The 16668-nt window shown below is 70.3% G+C and carries 10 protein-coding genes, 1 tRNA gene and 1 pseudogene; 10 read left to right on the forward strand and 2 right to left on the reverse strand.

Features of this window, described 5'->3' with window-relative positions; genetic code table 11:
- Positions 1-3063: pseudogene (locus tag EYW49_RS23605) on the reverse strand (hypothetical protein); the annotation flags it as partial.
- Positions 3064-3473: 410 nt separating this feature from the next.
- Here EYW49_RS23605 and EYW49_RS11275 point away from each other — a divergent pair.
- The 7 genes from EYW49_RS11275 (at position 3474) to EYW49_RS11305 (ending at position 11032) form a co-directional block, all read left to right on the forward strand.
- Positions 3474-3857 carry a phasin gene (locus EYW49_RS11275; protein ID WP_131309658.1) on the forward strand — a complete coding sequence of 128 codons (384 nt, stop codon included), beginning with the start codon at positions 3474-3476 and terminating at the stop codon, positions 3855-3857.
- Positions 3858-4202: 345 nt separating this feature from the next.
- Positions 4203-4955, forward strand: coding sequence for a phasin (locus EYW49_RS11280; protein WP_131309660.1), 753 nt, complete (start codon positions 4203-4205; stop codon positions 4953-4955).
- Positions 4956-5382: 427 nt separating this feature from the next.
- Positions 5383-5459 (forward strand) — tRNA-His (locus EYW49_RS11285).
- Between the two features lie 814 nt (positions 5460-6273).
- Entirely contained in the window at positions 6274-7056 is a 783-nt protein-coding gene (locus EYW49_RS11290; RefSeq protein WP_165498215.1) for a 3-hydroxybutyrate dehydrogenase, read from the forward strand.
- A 101-nt stretch (positions 7057-7157) separates the two neighbouring features.
- On the forward strand, positions 7158-8555 hold the full coding sequence (locus EYW49_RS11295) for a GntP family permease (RefSeq protein ID WP_131309662.1): 1398 nt from the start codon (positions 7158-7160) through the stop codon (positions 8553-8555).
- A gap of 43 nt (positions 8556-8598) precedes the next feature.
- On the forward strand, positions 8599-9537 hold the full coding sequence (locus EYW49_RS11300) for a BKACE family enzyme (RefSeq protein WP_131309664.1): 939 nt from the start codon (positions 8599-8601) through the stop codon (positions 9535-9537).
- Between the two features lie 757 nt (positions 9538-10294).
- Positions 10295-11032 (forward strand): GntR family transcriptional regulator, encoded by a 738-nt coding sequence (locus tag EYW49_RS11305; protein WP_131309666.1) that lies wholly within the window; start codon positions 10295-10297, stop codon positions 11030-11032.
- Here the strand turns inward: EYW49_RS11305 and EYW49_RS11310 are convergent.
- Positions 10982-11944, reverse strand: a complete 963-nt coding sequence (locus EYW49_RS11310; RefSeq protein WP_131309668.1) for a LysR family transcriptional regulator — start codon at positions 11942-11944, stop codon at positions 10982-10984. The two genes, EYW49_RS11305 and EYW49_RS11310, sit on opposite strands and share 51 nt — an antisense overlap.
- Before the next feature lie 189 nt (positions 11945-12133).
- On the opposite strand from EYW49_RS11310, the gene EYW49_RS11315 reads away from it, so the two are divergent.
- From EYW49_RS11315 to EYW49_RS11325, 3 genes are all read left to right on the forward strand, one after another.
- A complete protein-coding gene (locus EYW49_RS11315; RefSeq protein WP_131309769.1) occupies positions 12134-13435 on the forward strand; it encodes an MFS transporter in 1302 nt (433 codons plus the stop codon).
- A gap of 351 nt (positions 13436-13786) precedes the next feature.
- Positions 13787-14989 carry an amidase gene (locus EYW49_RS11320; protein ID WP_265937395.1) on the forward strand — a complete coding sequence of 401 codons (1203 nt, stop codon included), beginning with the start codon at positions 13787-13789 and terminating at the stop codon, positions 14987-14989.
- Positions 14986-16584 (forward strand): ABC transporter substrate-binding protein, encoded by a 1599-nt coding sequence (locus tag EYW49_RS11325; protein ID WP_131309671.1) that lies wholly within the window; start codon positions 14986-14988, stop codon positions 16582-16584. The genes EYW49_RS11320 and EYW49_RS11325 overlap by 4 nt, the downstream gene beginning before the upstream one ends.
- Positions 16585-16668: the final 84 nt, after the last annotated feature.

The following is a 16668-nucleotide window of genomic DNA, read 5'->3' on the forward strand; positions in this document are numbered from 1 at the left end:
GGCGTCGGCGGCATCGCTCGACGGGGTCGGCGGCGCGGCGGTGGTCTCGGGCCCGAGCCGGGCGGCCAGCGCCGCGGCAATGGCGGACACCGCGGCGGGGCCGGCGGCGGACGGCAGCGGCGGCGGGGCGGCGGGCACGTTCGGGCTCAATGTGGCGTGCGGCGGCTCAGTGATCGGGTGCGGCTCCGAAGGGGCGAGCGAGGTTGCGGGAAGTGGGGCCGTTGCCTGCACCTCGGCCGCGCGTTCCGGCGGACGCTCGTTGAGTGTCGGAGCGGCGGTCGCGATCGGCGCCGCAGCCGGCGCTTCCACGGACGTCGATTCGTCCGTCGGCGTCCGGCCGGCAATTTCGGGTGCGTCGGGAGCGCGGGTGACGGGCTCGCCGGTCTCGCCGCCGAAGGCGCCGTCGCCACCATCACCGCCGTCGGGGCGGGCGGGCTCGTGCGGGTGGGCGACACCGGCGGATTCGCCGTCGCCCGGCCAGGCCGGCGGCTCGGAGCGATCGATCGCCGGGGCGTCGCCTGCCGGCTGTTCGGGGGCGGGGACCGGCGCCGGCGCGGCGTCGGGGTCGGCGGAGGCGAGGGGCGCGATCTCGGCGACGGGTGCGGCGGCGGTGGCGAGGGGCGCGATCTCGGCGAGGCGCTCGACGGTGTCGATCTCTGCCGGGACGACGGAGGCGGCCGGGGTCTCAGGCATCGCCGGGGCGATCGGCGCGGGCCGATCGTCGGCGGGTGCGGCCGGGGCGTCGACGGTGGGGGTGACGCGGGCGGCTTCGGCGGCGAGGCGCCGGCCGGTGGCGGTCGGATCGGGGACGATCTCTTCGGCGCGGCAGGTGCCGAAGCCGCGGAAACCGGCGAAGACGCGGCCGCGGTCGAAGGCGGGGAGCGCGGCGAGATCGATCGGCAGGCGCAGCGCCTCGCCCTCGATCGGCCACAGCACGGTGCGGCCGCTCCAGGTGTCGCGGCGATCGAGCGCCGCAGCGACGCGGCCATCGCCATCGAGGCCCCAGCGGCGCGCGACCTCGCTCCAGGTCAGGCCGACGACGGCTGCCGCGGCCGGGCCGACCGCCGCCGCCAGTTCCTCGGAGACCAGGGTGAAACGCCGGTCGGCGTCCATCTGCCAGACGAACTTGACCGCCCGGTCGAGCGGCGCGAAGGCGAAGGTCGAAGCCTCGGAGGCGTCCTCGGCGGTGGTGTTCGCGGCGTCCTCCTTGATCGCGGTCGCAGCGTCGTCGGACGGGTTGCCCGTCCCCACCGGGGTCGGGTGGACGTCGGCGTCTGCAACGGTGGTTGGGGCGGTGTGGGCCTCGGACGGACCCGCGACCGGGGCGGCGGGCTCGTCGGGAGTTGCGATCGCGACCGGGGCCGAAGGCTCGGCCGTTGCCGCGATCTCTTCCGGGGCGTCGACGGGGGCGGGAACCGCGACCGGCGGTGCGTGGTCGAGGGTGGTGGGCACGCGGTCGGTCGGCGCCGCGGCGGCGATGGTGGAGACCGCGGCGTCGATGTCGGCGATCGTCGCCCCGGGGGCGACGTGGACGGTGGTCGGCGTGATGACGGCGCGCACGACCTCGGGGGCCACGGTCGCGACCGCGGCGATCGGTGCGACGTCCGACCCGAGGGGGAGCGCGGGCGCCGAAAGCGGGGCGGTCGAGCGGTCGACGGCGACCGAGGACTCGACGCGCTGTGCCGGCGCGGCAACGGCAGTGGTGGCGGTCACGAGATCGGCGACGGCGATGTCGGACGCCGGCGACGTGGCCTCGGGGGTCGGGGTGACGACCAGCGTCGCGACGGGGGCGGGACGGGCGGCGAGCGGCGTCGCGGCTTCGGCGTCGATCGCCGACGGCAGGGCCGCGGCTTCCGCGACGAGGGGCGCCGCGGTCGCGGCGGCAGCCGGGATCGACCCGGCGAGATCGTCGAATTCGTGGTCTTCGGCGCCCGGCGACATCGGCGCGAACAACAGTACCGCCTCGACATCGTCGAACGGATCTTCGCCGAACGAGGCGGCGTCGCTCGGGGCGGCGACGATCGCCGCGGGGGCCGCGGTCGCGGTCGCCGTGATCGCCAGGGCGCCGGCCAGGGCCGGGATCTCGCCGATCGGGGCGGCCGGAATCGCTTCGGGTTCGGCCATGGCGCTCTCGGCGGTCGCCACGGCTTCGGCCGGGGCGGCGGTGGGAGCGGTTTGCGCGAGGGGGGGCGCGGTCTGCGCTTCGGCCTCCGGATGCGCCGGCGCTTCGGCCAGAGGCTCGGCCGGGCCGGCCTCGGGTGCGATCCCGGCGATTTCCGCGGCGCGCGTCGCTTCGGTCTCGATCGGTGCGGGGGGCGTCGGCGGGAGCGCTGCGATCGGGGCGTGCGGGTGCTGCGCCGGGGCCTCGGCGAGCGGGGTCGCCGGCTCGGCTTCGACGGCGACGGGTTCGGCCGCGACCTCGTCGGCGACCGGGCGGACGACGAGCAGGCGGCGGGCGTCGGCGGCGACGCCGAGGCGCACCAATACGACGTCGCGGCGCCGGCCGGGGGCGCCGAATCGACGTTCGATCGGCGCGGAATCGTCTTCGTCGAACAGCGCTTCGATGGAGTCGTGCAGATCGTCGAGGGCGGCATGATCGCCGATCGCCGCGGCGACGTCGCCGTCGGCGTCGAAGATCACCGCGAGGCCGGCCGGGCCGGCGAGCGGGGCGAGGCTGTCGGCGAGCGTCGGCGCGGCGGCGTCGGCGCGCGGCTCGTCGATCTCGACGCGGACCAGCGCCGGTTCGCCGAGCGGGCGGCGGACGACCATCGACAGGAGGCGCGGGCGCAGGCCGTCGGGCAGGCGCAGCAGTTCGCGAGCTTCTTCGCCGGGGGCGGCCCGGGCGGCGAAGCGGGCCAGCCGGTCGGCGACGCGCGAATCGAGCGCCCCGGCGGTGCCGAAGGCCTCGGCGCCGGTGCCGAGGAAACGCAGGCCGGCGGCGTTGGCGAAGATCAGGGTCCGGCCGTCGGCGGCGACGACGAATCCCGGCTTGGACGAGCCGACCAACTCGCCGATACCGTCGCGGGGCAATGTCCGCCAGATCGACTGCAGCTTCTCGTCCATCGCCGGTACGGGCCTCCAACTCAGCTACTGACCGCGGCGCCGTCCCGCGTCGTCGCGGGAAGTCGTGCGGGGGGCGACGGCGAACGAGGACTCCGGGACGACCTCCGGATTGTCCCGCCACCGGCGGCGATCATGAAGAGACGATCATGATCGTGTCATTAACACTCTGTTAATATAGGTGAACCCTCGGTGGGGTCCACTGCTCAGACGCATCCCCCGGCGGCGATCGTCGGGCAGGGTTAATCCCGGACCGCCTGACGCTACGTTTTATGTTGCACTGCAACATAGATTCTGCTATCAAGATCCTGCCTCGCGACGCCATCCGCGGTCGATCCGACCGGGGCCGGCGGGTCCCTCGACGAGGTCCCGACTTTTCGCGGCGCCCGGCGCCGCTCCCAAGGAGACGTCCCATGGCCACCGACAAGACCTTCGAGATTCCCGAGCAGATCCGCACCTTCGCCGAGAAGAGCGTCGAGCAGGCCAAGAAGGCCGTCGACGACTTCATCGCCGCGACCCACGAGGCCGTGGCCAAGGTCGAATCGTCCTCGGCCACCGTCCAGAACGGCGCCCTCGACCTCAACAAGAAGGTCCTGTCGCTCGCCGAACAGAACCTCACCTCGGCCTTCGAACACGCCCAGAAGCTGATCCACGCCAAGGATCCCCAGGAGCTGCTGGCGCTGCAGAGCGAGTTCCTGAAGGCCCAGGCCGCCTCGTTCGGCGAGCAGGTCCGCCAGATCGGCGACGCCGCCGCCAAGACCGTCGCCTCGATCACCGAGAAGGCGACCAAGGGCTGATCCTCGCCCGCGGTCGTCCACCGAGCCGAACACGCGGGCGGGGTCGTCGAAAGACGGCTCCGCCCGAGTTGTGACAGGGGGGCGTCGTCGCCTCCGCGACCTTCCGAGACCCGACGCCGATCCTCGCGGAGGGCGTCGCGAAGCCGAGGTCGACTATTGTGCAATGCAATATAATATTGCGATGCAGCAGAAGCAGCGCTATGGTTCGCAAGGGCGATCCGAACGGGGGTCGCCGGGCGTGAACTCTGCCGAGCGGAGGCTGCGCCGGGGGAGGCGCCGGTCGTCTCCGAGGCCGGAAGGGCCGCCGAGAGGCGTCGGCCGGAACGACAACCAGGAGAGAACAGCATGACCCAGGCGAAGACCCCGACCAAGCGCACCGCCAAGGCGCCGAGCGCGCGGGCGATCCCGTCGCAGCCGGCGGCGACCGAAACGCCGGCCGCCGTGTCCGCGCCGATCGCGGCCGCACCGGTCGAGCCCGCGCCGGTCGAAGCGCCGGTCGCTCCGGCACCGGTGGTCGAAGCTCCGGCGGTCGCCGCCGCGCCGGTGGTGCCGCCGAAGCCGGCCGCCGCGCCCGCGCCGAAGCCGGCCGCGGCGCCGGTGGAGACCGCGGCCTTCGCCCTGCCGACGTTCGAACTGCCCAAATTCGATCTGCCGGCCTTCGACCTGCCCAAGGTCGATCTCGGCGCGCTCAACCAGGCGCAGGTTCCGGCGGCGTTCCGCGATTTCGCCGAAAAGGCGGTGGCTCAGGCCAAGGCCAATTTCGAGAAGCTGCGCGATGCCGCCGAAGAGGCGACCGACACCATCGAGGACGTCTGCGAGACGGCGCGGGCCGGGCTCTCCGAGCTCAACAGCCGGTCGATCGACGCGATCAAGGCCAACAGCGATGCGGCTTATGCCCACGCCAAGGACCTGTTGGCGGTGAAGACGGTGGCCGAGGCGATCGAGCTGCAGGCGTCGTTCCTGCGCCAGCAGTTCGAAGCGGTGGCGGCCCAGGCCAAGGGCCTGCAGGCGACCGCGACCAAGCTCGCCGGCGAGGCGGCCCAGCCGACCAAGGACGCCTTCGACAAGGCGATCCAGGCGCTGAAGCCCGAGCGCTGAGCGCGATTCGCGGCCGGCGGTGCCTCGCGCGCCCCCCGTTGGGGGCGGCTTTGGCCGGCGGGCTGCGGAGGTGGTGACGGCCGGGCGGCCGTCGTGGAGGTGGGGGGCCCAGGGCCGGTTGGTCCCATGGGAGGTCCGTCGACTCTGGCGAGCGCGGTGGCGGCGGCACCAGGCGGCGGCAAGCAACGGCCGGGCGGCTCGTGGAGGCGCGGGCCCCGGGCTTCACCGGCCCGATGGGGGCGTCCAGAGGCTCTGTCGAGCGCGGAGGTGGCGGCGGGCTGCGGCGACGGTCGAGCGGCGGGCGGAGGCGCGATTTCGCCCGAGGCGGCGGCGAGAGGGCACCGTACGACATGGGGATGACAGATCGCCGGCATCGGCCCTTGCCAAGCCGGGCGTCATATCCTATCAGGAGCGCGTTCGAAGGTGAGCAGCTGTAGCTCAGTTGGTTAGAGCGTCGGATTGTGGCTCCGAAGGTCGGTGGTTCGAGCCCACCCAGCTGTACCATCGAACCCTCTGAAAACATTGAAACTTCGAAGCCGCCGCAAGGCGGCTTTCGTCGTTCTGGGGGGCACGGAACCCCCGGGCAATCCCGGGCGAGGGGTTCCGTCCGCGGCCGGCCGACCGGTGCCGCCCGAGCGCTCGGCCGGCCAACCGCCGTCGGCGCCTTCCCTTCGCCCTCGCGCCAGAGTTCCCCGACGCGCCGCCCGAAGGCGACCCGGAAGCGCCGGATCGACTTCGCCGAGGGCGGATCTCGACCGCTCGCCCGATCTTCTGTTCGTCAGTTCCTCCGCTCTTCCGAACTTCGCGACCCCATCGGGTCGAGGGTCTCGGCGCGAATGCCGGAGGGCCGCACTTTCCTCGCGTAGCGAGTCGCCGTGCCCGCCGTCCCGCCGCTGCCGGCCGATCGACCGACCGCCGACCGAATCCTCGGGGTAGGGGGCAGCGGGCACCCCGTTTCTCGGGTGACCGCCGCGGGTGATCGACCTGGGCAGACACCGCGGGCGGGCATCGCTCGGGCGGGATCCAGGCGATCGGTGCAGCTGATCTACGCAGGCGGACCCCGCGTGCGGATGTCACGGGCGGCAGAGCGGGCGTTCGCCGCAAGCGTTCGGCACGAGCGGTCGCGACCGGAGCTGCCGTCGGCCTCGGAGCCGACCTTTTCGCGCGCAGACCGCCCTGGTGGTCCCCTGGGGGCTGCCCCGGACGGCTGTCCTCATCTCATCCTAAGTGTGATCACAGATCACAGATCATAGATCTTGAATCCCGATTCGGACGGTGAGAGAGTGCGCCGCGGTCGGAAACGCCGGAGGACAAGAAAATGTTGAAGAATCGAAATGCAATCGTCACGGGTGCCACCAGTGGCATCGGGCTCGGCATCGCCCAGGCGCTCGCCGCGCAGGGCTGCAATCTGATGATCGGGGGATTCGCGCCGGCCGGTGTGCCCGAGCGGCTGTGCCGCGAGATCGCCGAGGAATTCGGCGTCAAGGTGATCTACTCCGGCGCCGATCTCAGCAAGCCGGCGGAGACGCGCGGGCTCGCGGCGCAGGCCCTCGAGGCCTTCGGCAACATCGACATCCTGGTCAACGACGCCGGGCTGCAATACGTCGCCCCGATCGTCGATTTCCCCGACGAGAAGTGGGAGCTCCTGCAGGCGGTGTTGCTCGACGCGCCGTTCCACCTGACCAAGGCGGTGCTGCCCGGCATGCTCGAACGCAAATGGGGCCGCATCGTCAACGTCTCGTCGGTGATGGGTATGATCGCCGCGCCGCACAAGCCCGCCTATGTGGCGGCCAAGCACGGCCTCGCCGGTCTGACCAAGTCGGTGGCGCTGGAAGTCGCCGAGCACGGCATCACCTGCAATGCGATCATGCCGGCCACCGTACTGACCAATGTGATCCTCAGTCAGCTGCCCAACCAGGCCAAGGTGCTCGGCTGCACCGAAGAAGAGGCGATGGACCGCGTGTTCACCCAGAACATGCCGACCCATCGGCTGATCGATCCGTGGGAGATCGGCGCGACCGCGGTGTTCCTGTGCAGCGAAGGCGCCAAGTCGATCACCGGCGTTCTGCTCCCGGTCGACGGCGGCTATACGGCCCGCTGAGTCGAAGACGATAAAATCAACCCGAAGCGACTGCTCGACGGAGACGTGCCGCACGGCACTCTCCGAGCGGCTGGTCGTGTGCTCCGCTGACGGAGGGCATGATGAGTTTCCTGGTCTGCATCCTATCGCTCGCTCTGCTGATGTTCGTCGCCTATCGCGGCTTCAGCGTCATTCTGTTCGCACCTCTGTGCGCTCTCGGCGCGGTGTTCATCACCGAGCCGACCTTGGTCATGCCGGTCTACAGCGGCCTGTTCATGAGCAAGATGGTCGTCTTCGTCGAAAACTACTTCCCGCTGTTCCTGCTCGGGGCGGTGTTCGGCAAAGTGATCGAAATGTCGGGCTTCGCCCAGTCGATCGTCGCCGCGGTGGTGAAGATCATCGGCGCCCAGCGGGCGATCCTGGCGATCATCCTCGTCGGTGCGATCCTGACCTACGGCGGCGTGTCGCTGTTCGTGGTGGTGTTCGCGGTCTATCCGTTCGCCGCCGAACTGTTCAAGCGCTGCGACATCCCGAAGAACATCATTCCGGCGGTGGTCATCGTCGGTGGTGCGACCTTCACCATGGACGCGCTGCCCGGCACGCCGGCGATCCAGAACGTCATCCCGACCACCTTCTTCAAGACCACCATCTATGCCGCGCCGATCCTCGGCATCATCGGCGCGATCTTCATCTTCGCCTCGAGCTACGCCTATCTCGAATGGGTCCGGCGGCGCGCCGTGGCCAAGGGGCTCGGCTATTCCGGCGCCTGCCAGCTGCGCGAAGAGCCCGCGACGCTCGCCAACGACAGCCTGGTCAATCCGTGGGTGGCGGTCAGCCCGCTGGTTCTGGTCGGCGTGCTCAACTACGTCTTCACCAAGATGCTGCCGGTCTGGTATCCGGCGGAAATCAACGTGACGATGAACGCCATCACCAAGCCGTTCGTGGTCAAGCTGAGCAGCATGCTCGGCCTGTGGTCGGTCGAAATCTCGCTGACCATCGCGATCATCCTGGTCTGCATCATCTCCTTCAAGACCATCAAGGAGAAGTTCGCCGGCGGCAGCTACGCCGCGGTGCAGGGGGCGCTGCTCGCCACCATGAACACCGCGACCGAGTACGGTTACGGCGCGGTGATCGCCGCGCTGCCGGGCTTCATCGTGATCCGCGACGCGCTGACCTCGATCCCCAACCCGCTGCTCAACGAAGCGATCACCATCAACGTGCTGGCCGGCATCGTCGGTTCGGCTTCGGGCGGCATGGGCATCGCGCTCGCCGCCATGGCCGACAGCTTCGTCGCCGCCGCCAACGCCGCCCACATCCCGCTCGAAGTGCTGCACCGCGTCGCCTCGATGGCCAGCGGCGGCATGGATTCGCTCCCGCACAACGGCGCCGTGATCACCATCATGATGGCCTGCGGCCTCACCCATCGGGAAGCCTATCCGCACATCTTCGCGGTCGTCTGCTGCAAGACGGTCGCCGCCTTCGCGATCATCGCCGTCTACTACATGACCGGTCTGGTCTGAGACGAGCGAATACTCCTCCAAAACTCTAGTTGGACATGAAGCCATGAGCAAACTCGTCATCACTGCCGCGATCACCGGGGGCGTCCACGTTCCCAGTCTGTCGCCCCACTTCCCCTACCTGCCCGACATGGTGATCGAGCAGGCCGTGGGGGCCGCCGAGGCCGGCGCCGCCGTCCTCCACATCCATGCCCGCAATCCGGTCGACGGCCGTCCGTCGAGCGACATCGGGGTGTTCCGCGACATCGCCGCGGCGATCCAGTCCCGGTGCGACGCGGCGCTGTGCATCACCACCGGCGGCGGCCTCGGCATGACCCCCGAGGAGCGCGTCAGGCCGATCGGCATCCTGCGGCCGGAACTCGCCTCGCTCAACGCCGGCTCGATGAACTTCGCGATCCATCGCCTCGCCGACAAGATCACCGCGCCGAAGTTCGATTGGGAACTGCCCTATCTGCGCTCCACCGAAGACCTGATCTTCCCGAACACCTTCCGCAGCATGGGGGCCTTCACCGAGGCGATGCAGGCGGTCGGCACCAAGCCGGAGCTCGAGATCTACGACGTCGGCATGATCAACAACGTCAAGTATCTGATCGATACCGGCGTGCTCAAGGCGCCGGTCTATCTGCAGTTCGTGATGGGCATCCTCGGCGGCATCCCGGCGGCGCCCGAGAATCTGCTGTTCATGGTCGAGACGGCGCGCAAGCAGATCGGTCCCGAGAACTTCGTGTGGTCGTGTTGTGCGGCCGGCAAGGCGCAGATGGCGACCGTGCTGCTCGCCATGACCATGGGCGGCAACGTCCGGGTCGGGCTCGAAGACAACCTCTACATGGGTCCCGGCCGGCTCGCCAAGAGCAGCGCCGAGCAGGTCGAAAAGGTGGTCCGCATCGCCCACGAGCTCAGCTACGAGATCGCCACACCGGACGAGGCGCGGGCGATCCTCGGCCTGAAGGGAAACACGAAGGTCGGTTGGGCCGAAGCGGCCTGACGCCGGCCGGCGACACGTTCGGGCCGTGCCCCTTCCCTTCGGTTCGGACGTGTCGCCGTCTTTTTCGGTCGGCGACCGCGAAGAAGAGCCCGTTCGCGCCCCCGCGAGCGGGCCTCGGCGGATGTGCCGTTCGTCGTCGGGCCCTGGGGGAGCTGGTCGGCGGATCTCGATCCGGTGCTCCGCCTGGTGATCGCCGGCCGCACCGTCGCGAGCGCGCCGTGGCTCGCCGATCCCTCGATCGCATTCGGGATGTCGATGGGCCTCGCCGGGGTGACGTCGATGACGCCCCGCACGGGCGATCGTCCGCGGCGGTGATCCTCGGTCGTGATCTGCGGGCGCCGAGGCCCTCGCGAGGGCCGAGCCCGAACGCCGCGTGCCGATGGCTGCGGCCGACGCCGTCCCGCCGCGTGCCGATCAGGCGCTTTCGACGCGCTGCGGAGCTCGCGACCTCCGGCCTCCGCATCGCCCGCCGGCGTCGTCCCGCGCGGGGCCGTTGGCATCAGCCCACCGGCGGCCGAACCCGAGGCCCGGCGCGCCTCCCACGCGCCCACCGTCGGACAGCTCCGCCGACGCGGCACCTCTGCACTGCCGGCCGGGGCGGCTTCGGTTCTTGAACACACGACTTCAAAGACATACATGGGGAGGGCATCACCTCGACGCGAGGACGTGAATTCGCTCGCATTCCCGCTTTTTCGTGAAGGCGCCGCCGACCGTGGCAGATCGACCGCGAGCCGCCGGCCCCCCGGACCCTCAGCCCATGTACGATTCCCTCCCTTCGGTCGACGTCTCCAGCCTCCAGGAGAGGGTCTATCAGAGCTTGCGCCAAGCCCTGCTGAGCGGACATTTCAAGCCCGGCGACATTCTGTCGATCCGCAAGCTCGCCGAATCGCTCGGCACCAGTGCGATGCCGGTGCGCGAAGCGTTGAAGCGCCTGATGGCCGAGAAGGTCCTCGTCCAGTCGCCCAACCGCCAGATCCGAGTGACGCCGTTCGACCCGCGGCTGCACGAGGAATTCGTGCGGATCCGCATGCGGCTCGAGGGCTATGCCGCCGAACGGGCGGCGCTGATGCGCGACCCCGTGGTGATCCCCCGCCTCGAGGTGCTGAACGTCGAGATGATCGAGGCCGCCCTGGCCTCTCAGAGCGACGCGGCGCTGGAAGCCAATCAGAAGTTCCACTTCGAGATCTACCGGGCCACCGGCTATCCGCAGCTGGTCGACATCCTGGAGAACCTGTGGTTGCGGACCGGTCCGTTCCTGGCGACGATCGGCGAGCGGCCGGCCAATCTCCCGAAGTTCTTCGAAAACGGTTTCCAGTGTCACAAGCGGGCGATCGCCGCGATCCTGGCGCGCGACGGCAAGGCGGCGCGGCACGCCATCGCCCTCGACATCCGCGCCGGGACGCTGTTCCTGCGCAAGAACTACGATCCGCTCAGGCCGTCGCGCTCACCGGTCGGCAGTCCCTTCGAGTCGTTCGAGGGATCCCGATCGCTCTGAGCCGCGGATCGCGGCCGGCGGCGACCGGAAGGACTCGAAGATCAGCCCGCGCAGCCAGCGATGGCCGAAATCGGCGTCCATGCGCGGATGCCAGATCTGCGAGACGACGATCTCGGGGGTGGCCACCGGCAGTTCGAACAGGGCGATGCGCCCGCCGAGATCGGCCGGGCTGAACGAGCGCGGCACCATGCCGATCAGATCGGACTCCGCTGCCACCGCCACCACAGCCGGAAAACTCGGCACCACGACACGAACCACCCGCGAAAGCCCGAGTGCGGCGAGCGCCGGGTCGACGCCGCCGACGAACTGCCGGCGCCGCGAGGCGACCACGTGCCCCCAGGCCACGAAGTGCTCGGCGGTGAGGGGATCGGCCGTCAACAACGGATGCCCCGCCCGCACGATCCCGACGAACCGGTCGCGAAACAGCGTCTGGGCGCGCAACTCCGCGCCGTCGCCGGCGACGACCCCGATGTCGAGGTCGATCGTCCCGTCGCGCAGCGACTGGATCTCCTTGTCCGGCTTGGCGACGAAGCGCAGCCGCACGCCGGGTGCGGCGGCCATCACCGCGGCCGCGAGGCGCGCCGCATGCAGTTGCACGAAGGCCTCGTTGGTGCGGAGGGTGAAGTCGCGCTTCAAGGTGCGGATGTCGAGTTGCGGCGGTGGCGAGAGGACGGCGCGGACGGCGATGGTCAGCGATCGCACCTCCTCGGCGATCGCCTCGGCCCGGGGCGTCGCCACCAGGGCGCGTCCGGCCGGAACCAGCAGGGGATCGCCGGTCGCCGCGCGCAGCCGTGCCAGGGTGCGGCTCATCGCCGAAGTGCTCAGCCCGAGTTTGCGCGCCGCCGCCGACACGGAGCGGTCGCGCAGCAGCGCGTCGAGGGCGACCAGCAGGTTGAGGTCGAGATCGGGCATGCGTTCTCCCTAACGAGGAGAGGCGTTCGGTGCAATGGTGATTTGATTTCGTTGCGTCTGGCGCGGGGTTCGGGGCCCGGCTATCGATGAACCACGCCAACTCGCGAGGTCTCCCCGATGTCCGTCCCGTCCGCCCCGATCCCGTCCGACGACGGTCTGCCGACCCCGCGACGATACCTGGCGATCGGCGTGCTGCTGATGTCGCTGGTGCTCGTCGTGCTCGACGGGGCGATCGCCAACATCGCACTCCCCACCATCGCCGCCTCTTACGGGGCCGCGGCCGGCGACACCGTATGGGTGGTGTCGAGCTATCAGCTCGCGGTGCTCGTGGCGCTGCTGCCCTGCGGGGCGCTCGGCGAGATGTTCGGCCCGCGGCGGGTGTTTCTGACCGGGGTCGCGGTGTTCACCCTGGGTTCGGCGGCCTGTGCCTTCGCCGGCAGCCTGCCGGTTCTGGTGGCGGCGCGGTTCGCGCAAGGGCTCGGCGGCGGCGCGATCATGGGGCTGGTGGCGATGAATCTGCGCTCCGCCGTGCCGCAACGGCTGCTCGGCACCATCATCGGCTTCAACGCCATGGCGATCGCGATCTCGTCGGCCGCCGGCCCGGGTCTCGCCGGGGCGATCCTGGCGGTGGCGTCCTGGCCCTGGCTGTTCGCGGTCAACATCCCGATCGGCATCGCGATCCTCGCCGGTGGCCGCCTGCTCGCGCGGATGCCGGGCGTGAAACGGCCCTTCAGTCTCGTGGTGCTGGTCGCCAATACGCTGATGTTCGTCCTGTTCTTTTCGGGTGCCGAGCGGATGGCGAGCGATCCGGGGATCGGCGCGGTGCTGATCGGCGCCTCGGGCCTGTGCCTCGTCACGCTGCTCCGCCTCGAACGCCGCAGCGCCACGCCCTTGATCCCGACCGATCTCCTCGCCGAACCGGCCTTCCGGGTGGCGGTGATCGCCTCGATCGCCTGTTTCACCGGCCAGATGCTGAGCTATGTCGCGCTGCCCTTCTATCTGCAGCACAACCTCGACATGACCCCGGTGCGGGCCGGGCTCTACATGATGCCGTGGCCGGCGGCGGTGATCGTCGTGGCGCCGATCGCCGGACGGTTGGCCGATCGGGTCAAGACGGCGTGGCTGTGCGCCGCCGGCGGCGGCCTCTTGGCCCTCGGTCTGGCGATCGTCGCCCTGTGCCCACGCGATCCGAGCGGCGTGACCTTCGTGATCGGCGCGGTGATCGCCGGCAGCGGTTTCGGCCTGTTCCAGACCCCCAACAATCGCCTGCTGCTGCTCTCCGCGCCCAAGGCGCGCAGCGGTGCGGCGGGGGCGATGCAGGGCACGGCGCGTCTGCTCGGCCAGACCTTCGGGGCGATCTCGATGTCGATCCTGTTCGCGATCGTACCGGCGGCCGCGGCGCCCGAGATCGCGCTGCTGCTGGCCGGTGCCTGCGCGGTGGTCGCCAGCCTCGTCAGCCTCCGCCGGGCGCGCTGGGAAGTGGTGGGGTAGCGCCCTGACGGGGCCTTCGCCGGCCGCGGTCGGCAGGGGCGGTTTCTCCCGGCCCCGTTCCGACGGCGAGGATCGAGGCCGCGAGGAGCGGAACGGCGGCGCTGCGAAGCGGCGCGATGGTGGAAATCCATGCTCGAGAATTCATCAGGCGATCGTCCGTGAGGCACGGCGGCGCATTTGTCGCGCCGTCGCATGCGAGCCTTCGTCCGCGAATTCGCCCGATCGCCAGGGATCCGCCGCGGCGGCGGCGATTGGCGCGGCAGTTGCACAGACGGCGAAGGTCTCGACGATCCCTCGGATCCGGGGAGGGGACCGGCGGGATGTCGGATGATCGATCGGTACGGAGCCTTCGTGGATCCAGAGTTCCGCCTCGCCGGGTCCGGCGAGGGCGCGCTGGTGGGATCGACCTTCGCCGTCAAGGATCTCTATGACATCGCCGGCCGCGTCACCGGCGCGGGCAACCCCGATTGGCGGCGCACGCACGCCCCCGCTTCCCTGACCGCGACGGCGGTCGAGACCCTGCGCACGGCCGGCGCGACGCTCACCGGCATCACCCACACCGACGAACTGGCCTTCAGCCTCAACGGCTGCAACCATCACTATGGAACGCCGATCAATCCGGCGGCGCCCGAGCGCATCCCCGGCGGCTCGTCGAGCGGTTCGGCGGTGGCGGTCGCCGGCGGGTTGGTCGATTTCGCGCTCGGCACCGATACCGGCGGCTCGGTGCGCGTGCCGGCGAGCCATTGCGGCATCTGGGGCATCCGCACCACGCATGGGCGGATCGACAAGGGCGGGCTGGTGCCGCTCGCCCCGAGCTTCGACACCATCGGCTGGTTCGCCCGTTCGCCGGCGCTGCTGGCGGCGGTCGGCGAGGTGCTGCTCTCCGCCGATAGCGAGGTGACCCCTGCCGCCAGCGGCTTCTTCGTCGCCGAGGACTGCCTCGCCGAGGCCGATCCGGCGGTGCGGGCCGCCTTCGAGGCCTGCGTCGCGACGCTCGCCGCGACCGTCGGGCCGATCGAGCGGGCGCCGCTGCTGCCGCTGTCGGTCGACGCGGCGTTCGATGCCAACCGGGTGCTGATGGTCGCCGAAGCGGCGCACACCCATCGCGCTTGGATCGAGGCGACCCGGCCGACCTTCGGTCCCGGGGTGGCGGAGCGTTTCGCCGCGGCGCTGGCTCGGTCCGACGACGACGTGCCGGCGGCGACCGAGCGGCGCGCCGCGATCGCCGCGCATCTGCGAAGGCTGCTCGCGGGCGGCCGGGTCGCTCTTCTGCCGACCGTTCCGGCGCCGCCGCCGCGCCGCGATGCCGCGGTCGCCGACCTCGAAGCCTATCGTTTCCGCGCCCAACGGCTGACCGCGCCCGCCGGACTGGCCGGGGCGCCGCAGATCAGCGTGCCGGCGCTGGCCGTCGACGGTGTGCCGATCGCCCTCGGTCTCCTCGCCGCGCCGGGCGCGGACCGCCTGCTGCTGGCGACCGCCGCGCGCGTCGCCGCCGCCCTTTCGCTCACCCCCTTCACCGACACCCACCCTCGACTGGACAGGAGCCCCCGATGAAGCTCGGAATTCCCACGAAGCTGGTTCTCGCCGCCGCACTGATGTCGGCCGCCACCGCCGTCCAGGCGCAGGGCATCCTGCGCATCGGCATGACGGCCACCGACATTCCGCTGACCCACGGGTCGCCCGACAACGGCTTCGAAGGCTTCCGTTTCTCCGGCTACACGATGTACGACGCGCTGGTGAACTGGGACCTGTCGTCGGCGGACAAGCCGTCGGTGATCAAGCCCGGCCTGGCGCTCGGCTGGACCGCCGACCCGGCCGATCCGACCAAGTGGACCTTCAAGCTGCGCGGCGACGCCAAGTTCCATGACGGCTCGGCGTTCAATGCCGATGCGGTGGTGTGGAACTTCGACAAGCTCCTGAACAAGGACGCGCCGCAGTTCGATGCCCGTCAGGCCTCGCTGGTTGGCTTCCGCATCGCCTCGGTCGCCTCCTACAAGGCGGTCGATGCCGAGACCGTCGAGATCAAGACCAAGGCGCCGGATTCGTTCCTGCCCTATCAGCTGTCGTTCATTCTGTTGGCCAGCCCCGCGCAGTTCGAGAAGGTCGGCCGCGACTGGTCGAAGTTCGCGGCGCAGCCCTCGGGTACCGGGCCGTTCAAGCTCGACAAGCTGGTGCCGCACGAGCGGGCGGTTCTGATCCCCAACAAGGACTATTGGGACAAGACCCGGGTCGCCAAGCTCGATCGGCTGGAACTGATCCCGATGCCGGAAGCCAACACCCGCACCGCGGCGCTGCTGTCCGGTCAGGTCGACTTCATCGAAGCGCCGCCGCCGGACACCATTCCGCGGCTGAAGTCTTCGGGCATGACGATCACCGCCAACCCCTATCCGCACATCTGGTCGTACCATCTGAGCCGGCTGCCCGACAGCCCGTGGAACGACATCCGGGTGCGCAAGGCGGCCAATCTGGCGGTCGATCGCGAGGGCATCAAGGAGTTGCTCGGCGGCTACGCCGTGCCGGCGTCCGGCCATCTGCTGCCGAGCAGCCCGTGGACCGGCAAGTCAAGCTTCGTGGTCAAATACGACCTCGAAGCGGCCAAGAAGCTGATGGCGGAAGCCGGCTACGGCCCGACCAAGCGGATCAAGACCAAGATCCTGATCTCGGCCTCCGGCTCCGGCCAGATGCAGCCCCTGCCGATGAACGAGTTCATTCAGGAGAACCTGAAGGAGATCGGCATCGACATCGAGTTCGACGTGGTCGACTTCACCACCCTGACCAACCGCTGGCGGGCCGGGGCCAAGGCCGACCAGAACGTCGGGATCACCGGCCTGAACTATTCCTACGCGATCGTCGATCCGTTCAACGCGCTGGTCCGCTACGTCAAGAGCGACCTGCACGCCCCCAACGGCGTCAACTGGGGCTTCTACTCGTCGCCGGAGATGGATGCGCTGGTCGCCAAGGCCCAGAACACCTTCGATCCCGCCGGGCAGAACGAGATCCTCGGCCAGATCCACGCCAAGATGGTCGACGAAGCGCTGTTCCTGTGGGTGGTCCACGACGTGGCGCCGCGCGCCATGACCGCCAAGGTCAAGGGCTTCGTCCAGCCGCAGAACTGGTTCCTCGACCTGACCACCGTCAGCGTCCAGTAACCGCGACCGGATCTCGGCCGGGGTCGCGGGCTCGTGCCCGACCCCGGCCGGGGTCGACCGGGGCGTCGCATCGGGGGGCGGAGA

This window comes from Siculibacillus lacustris (genome assembly GCF_004328075.1).
Lineage (GTDB): Bacteria > Pseudomonadota > Alphaproteobacteria > Rhizobiales > Ancalomicrobiaceae > Siculibacillus > Siculibacillus lacustris.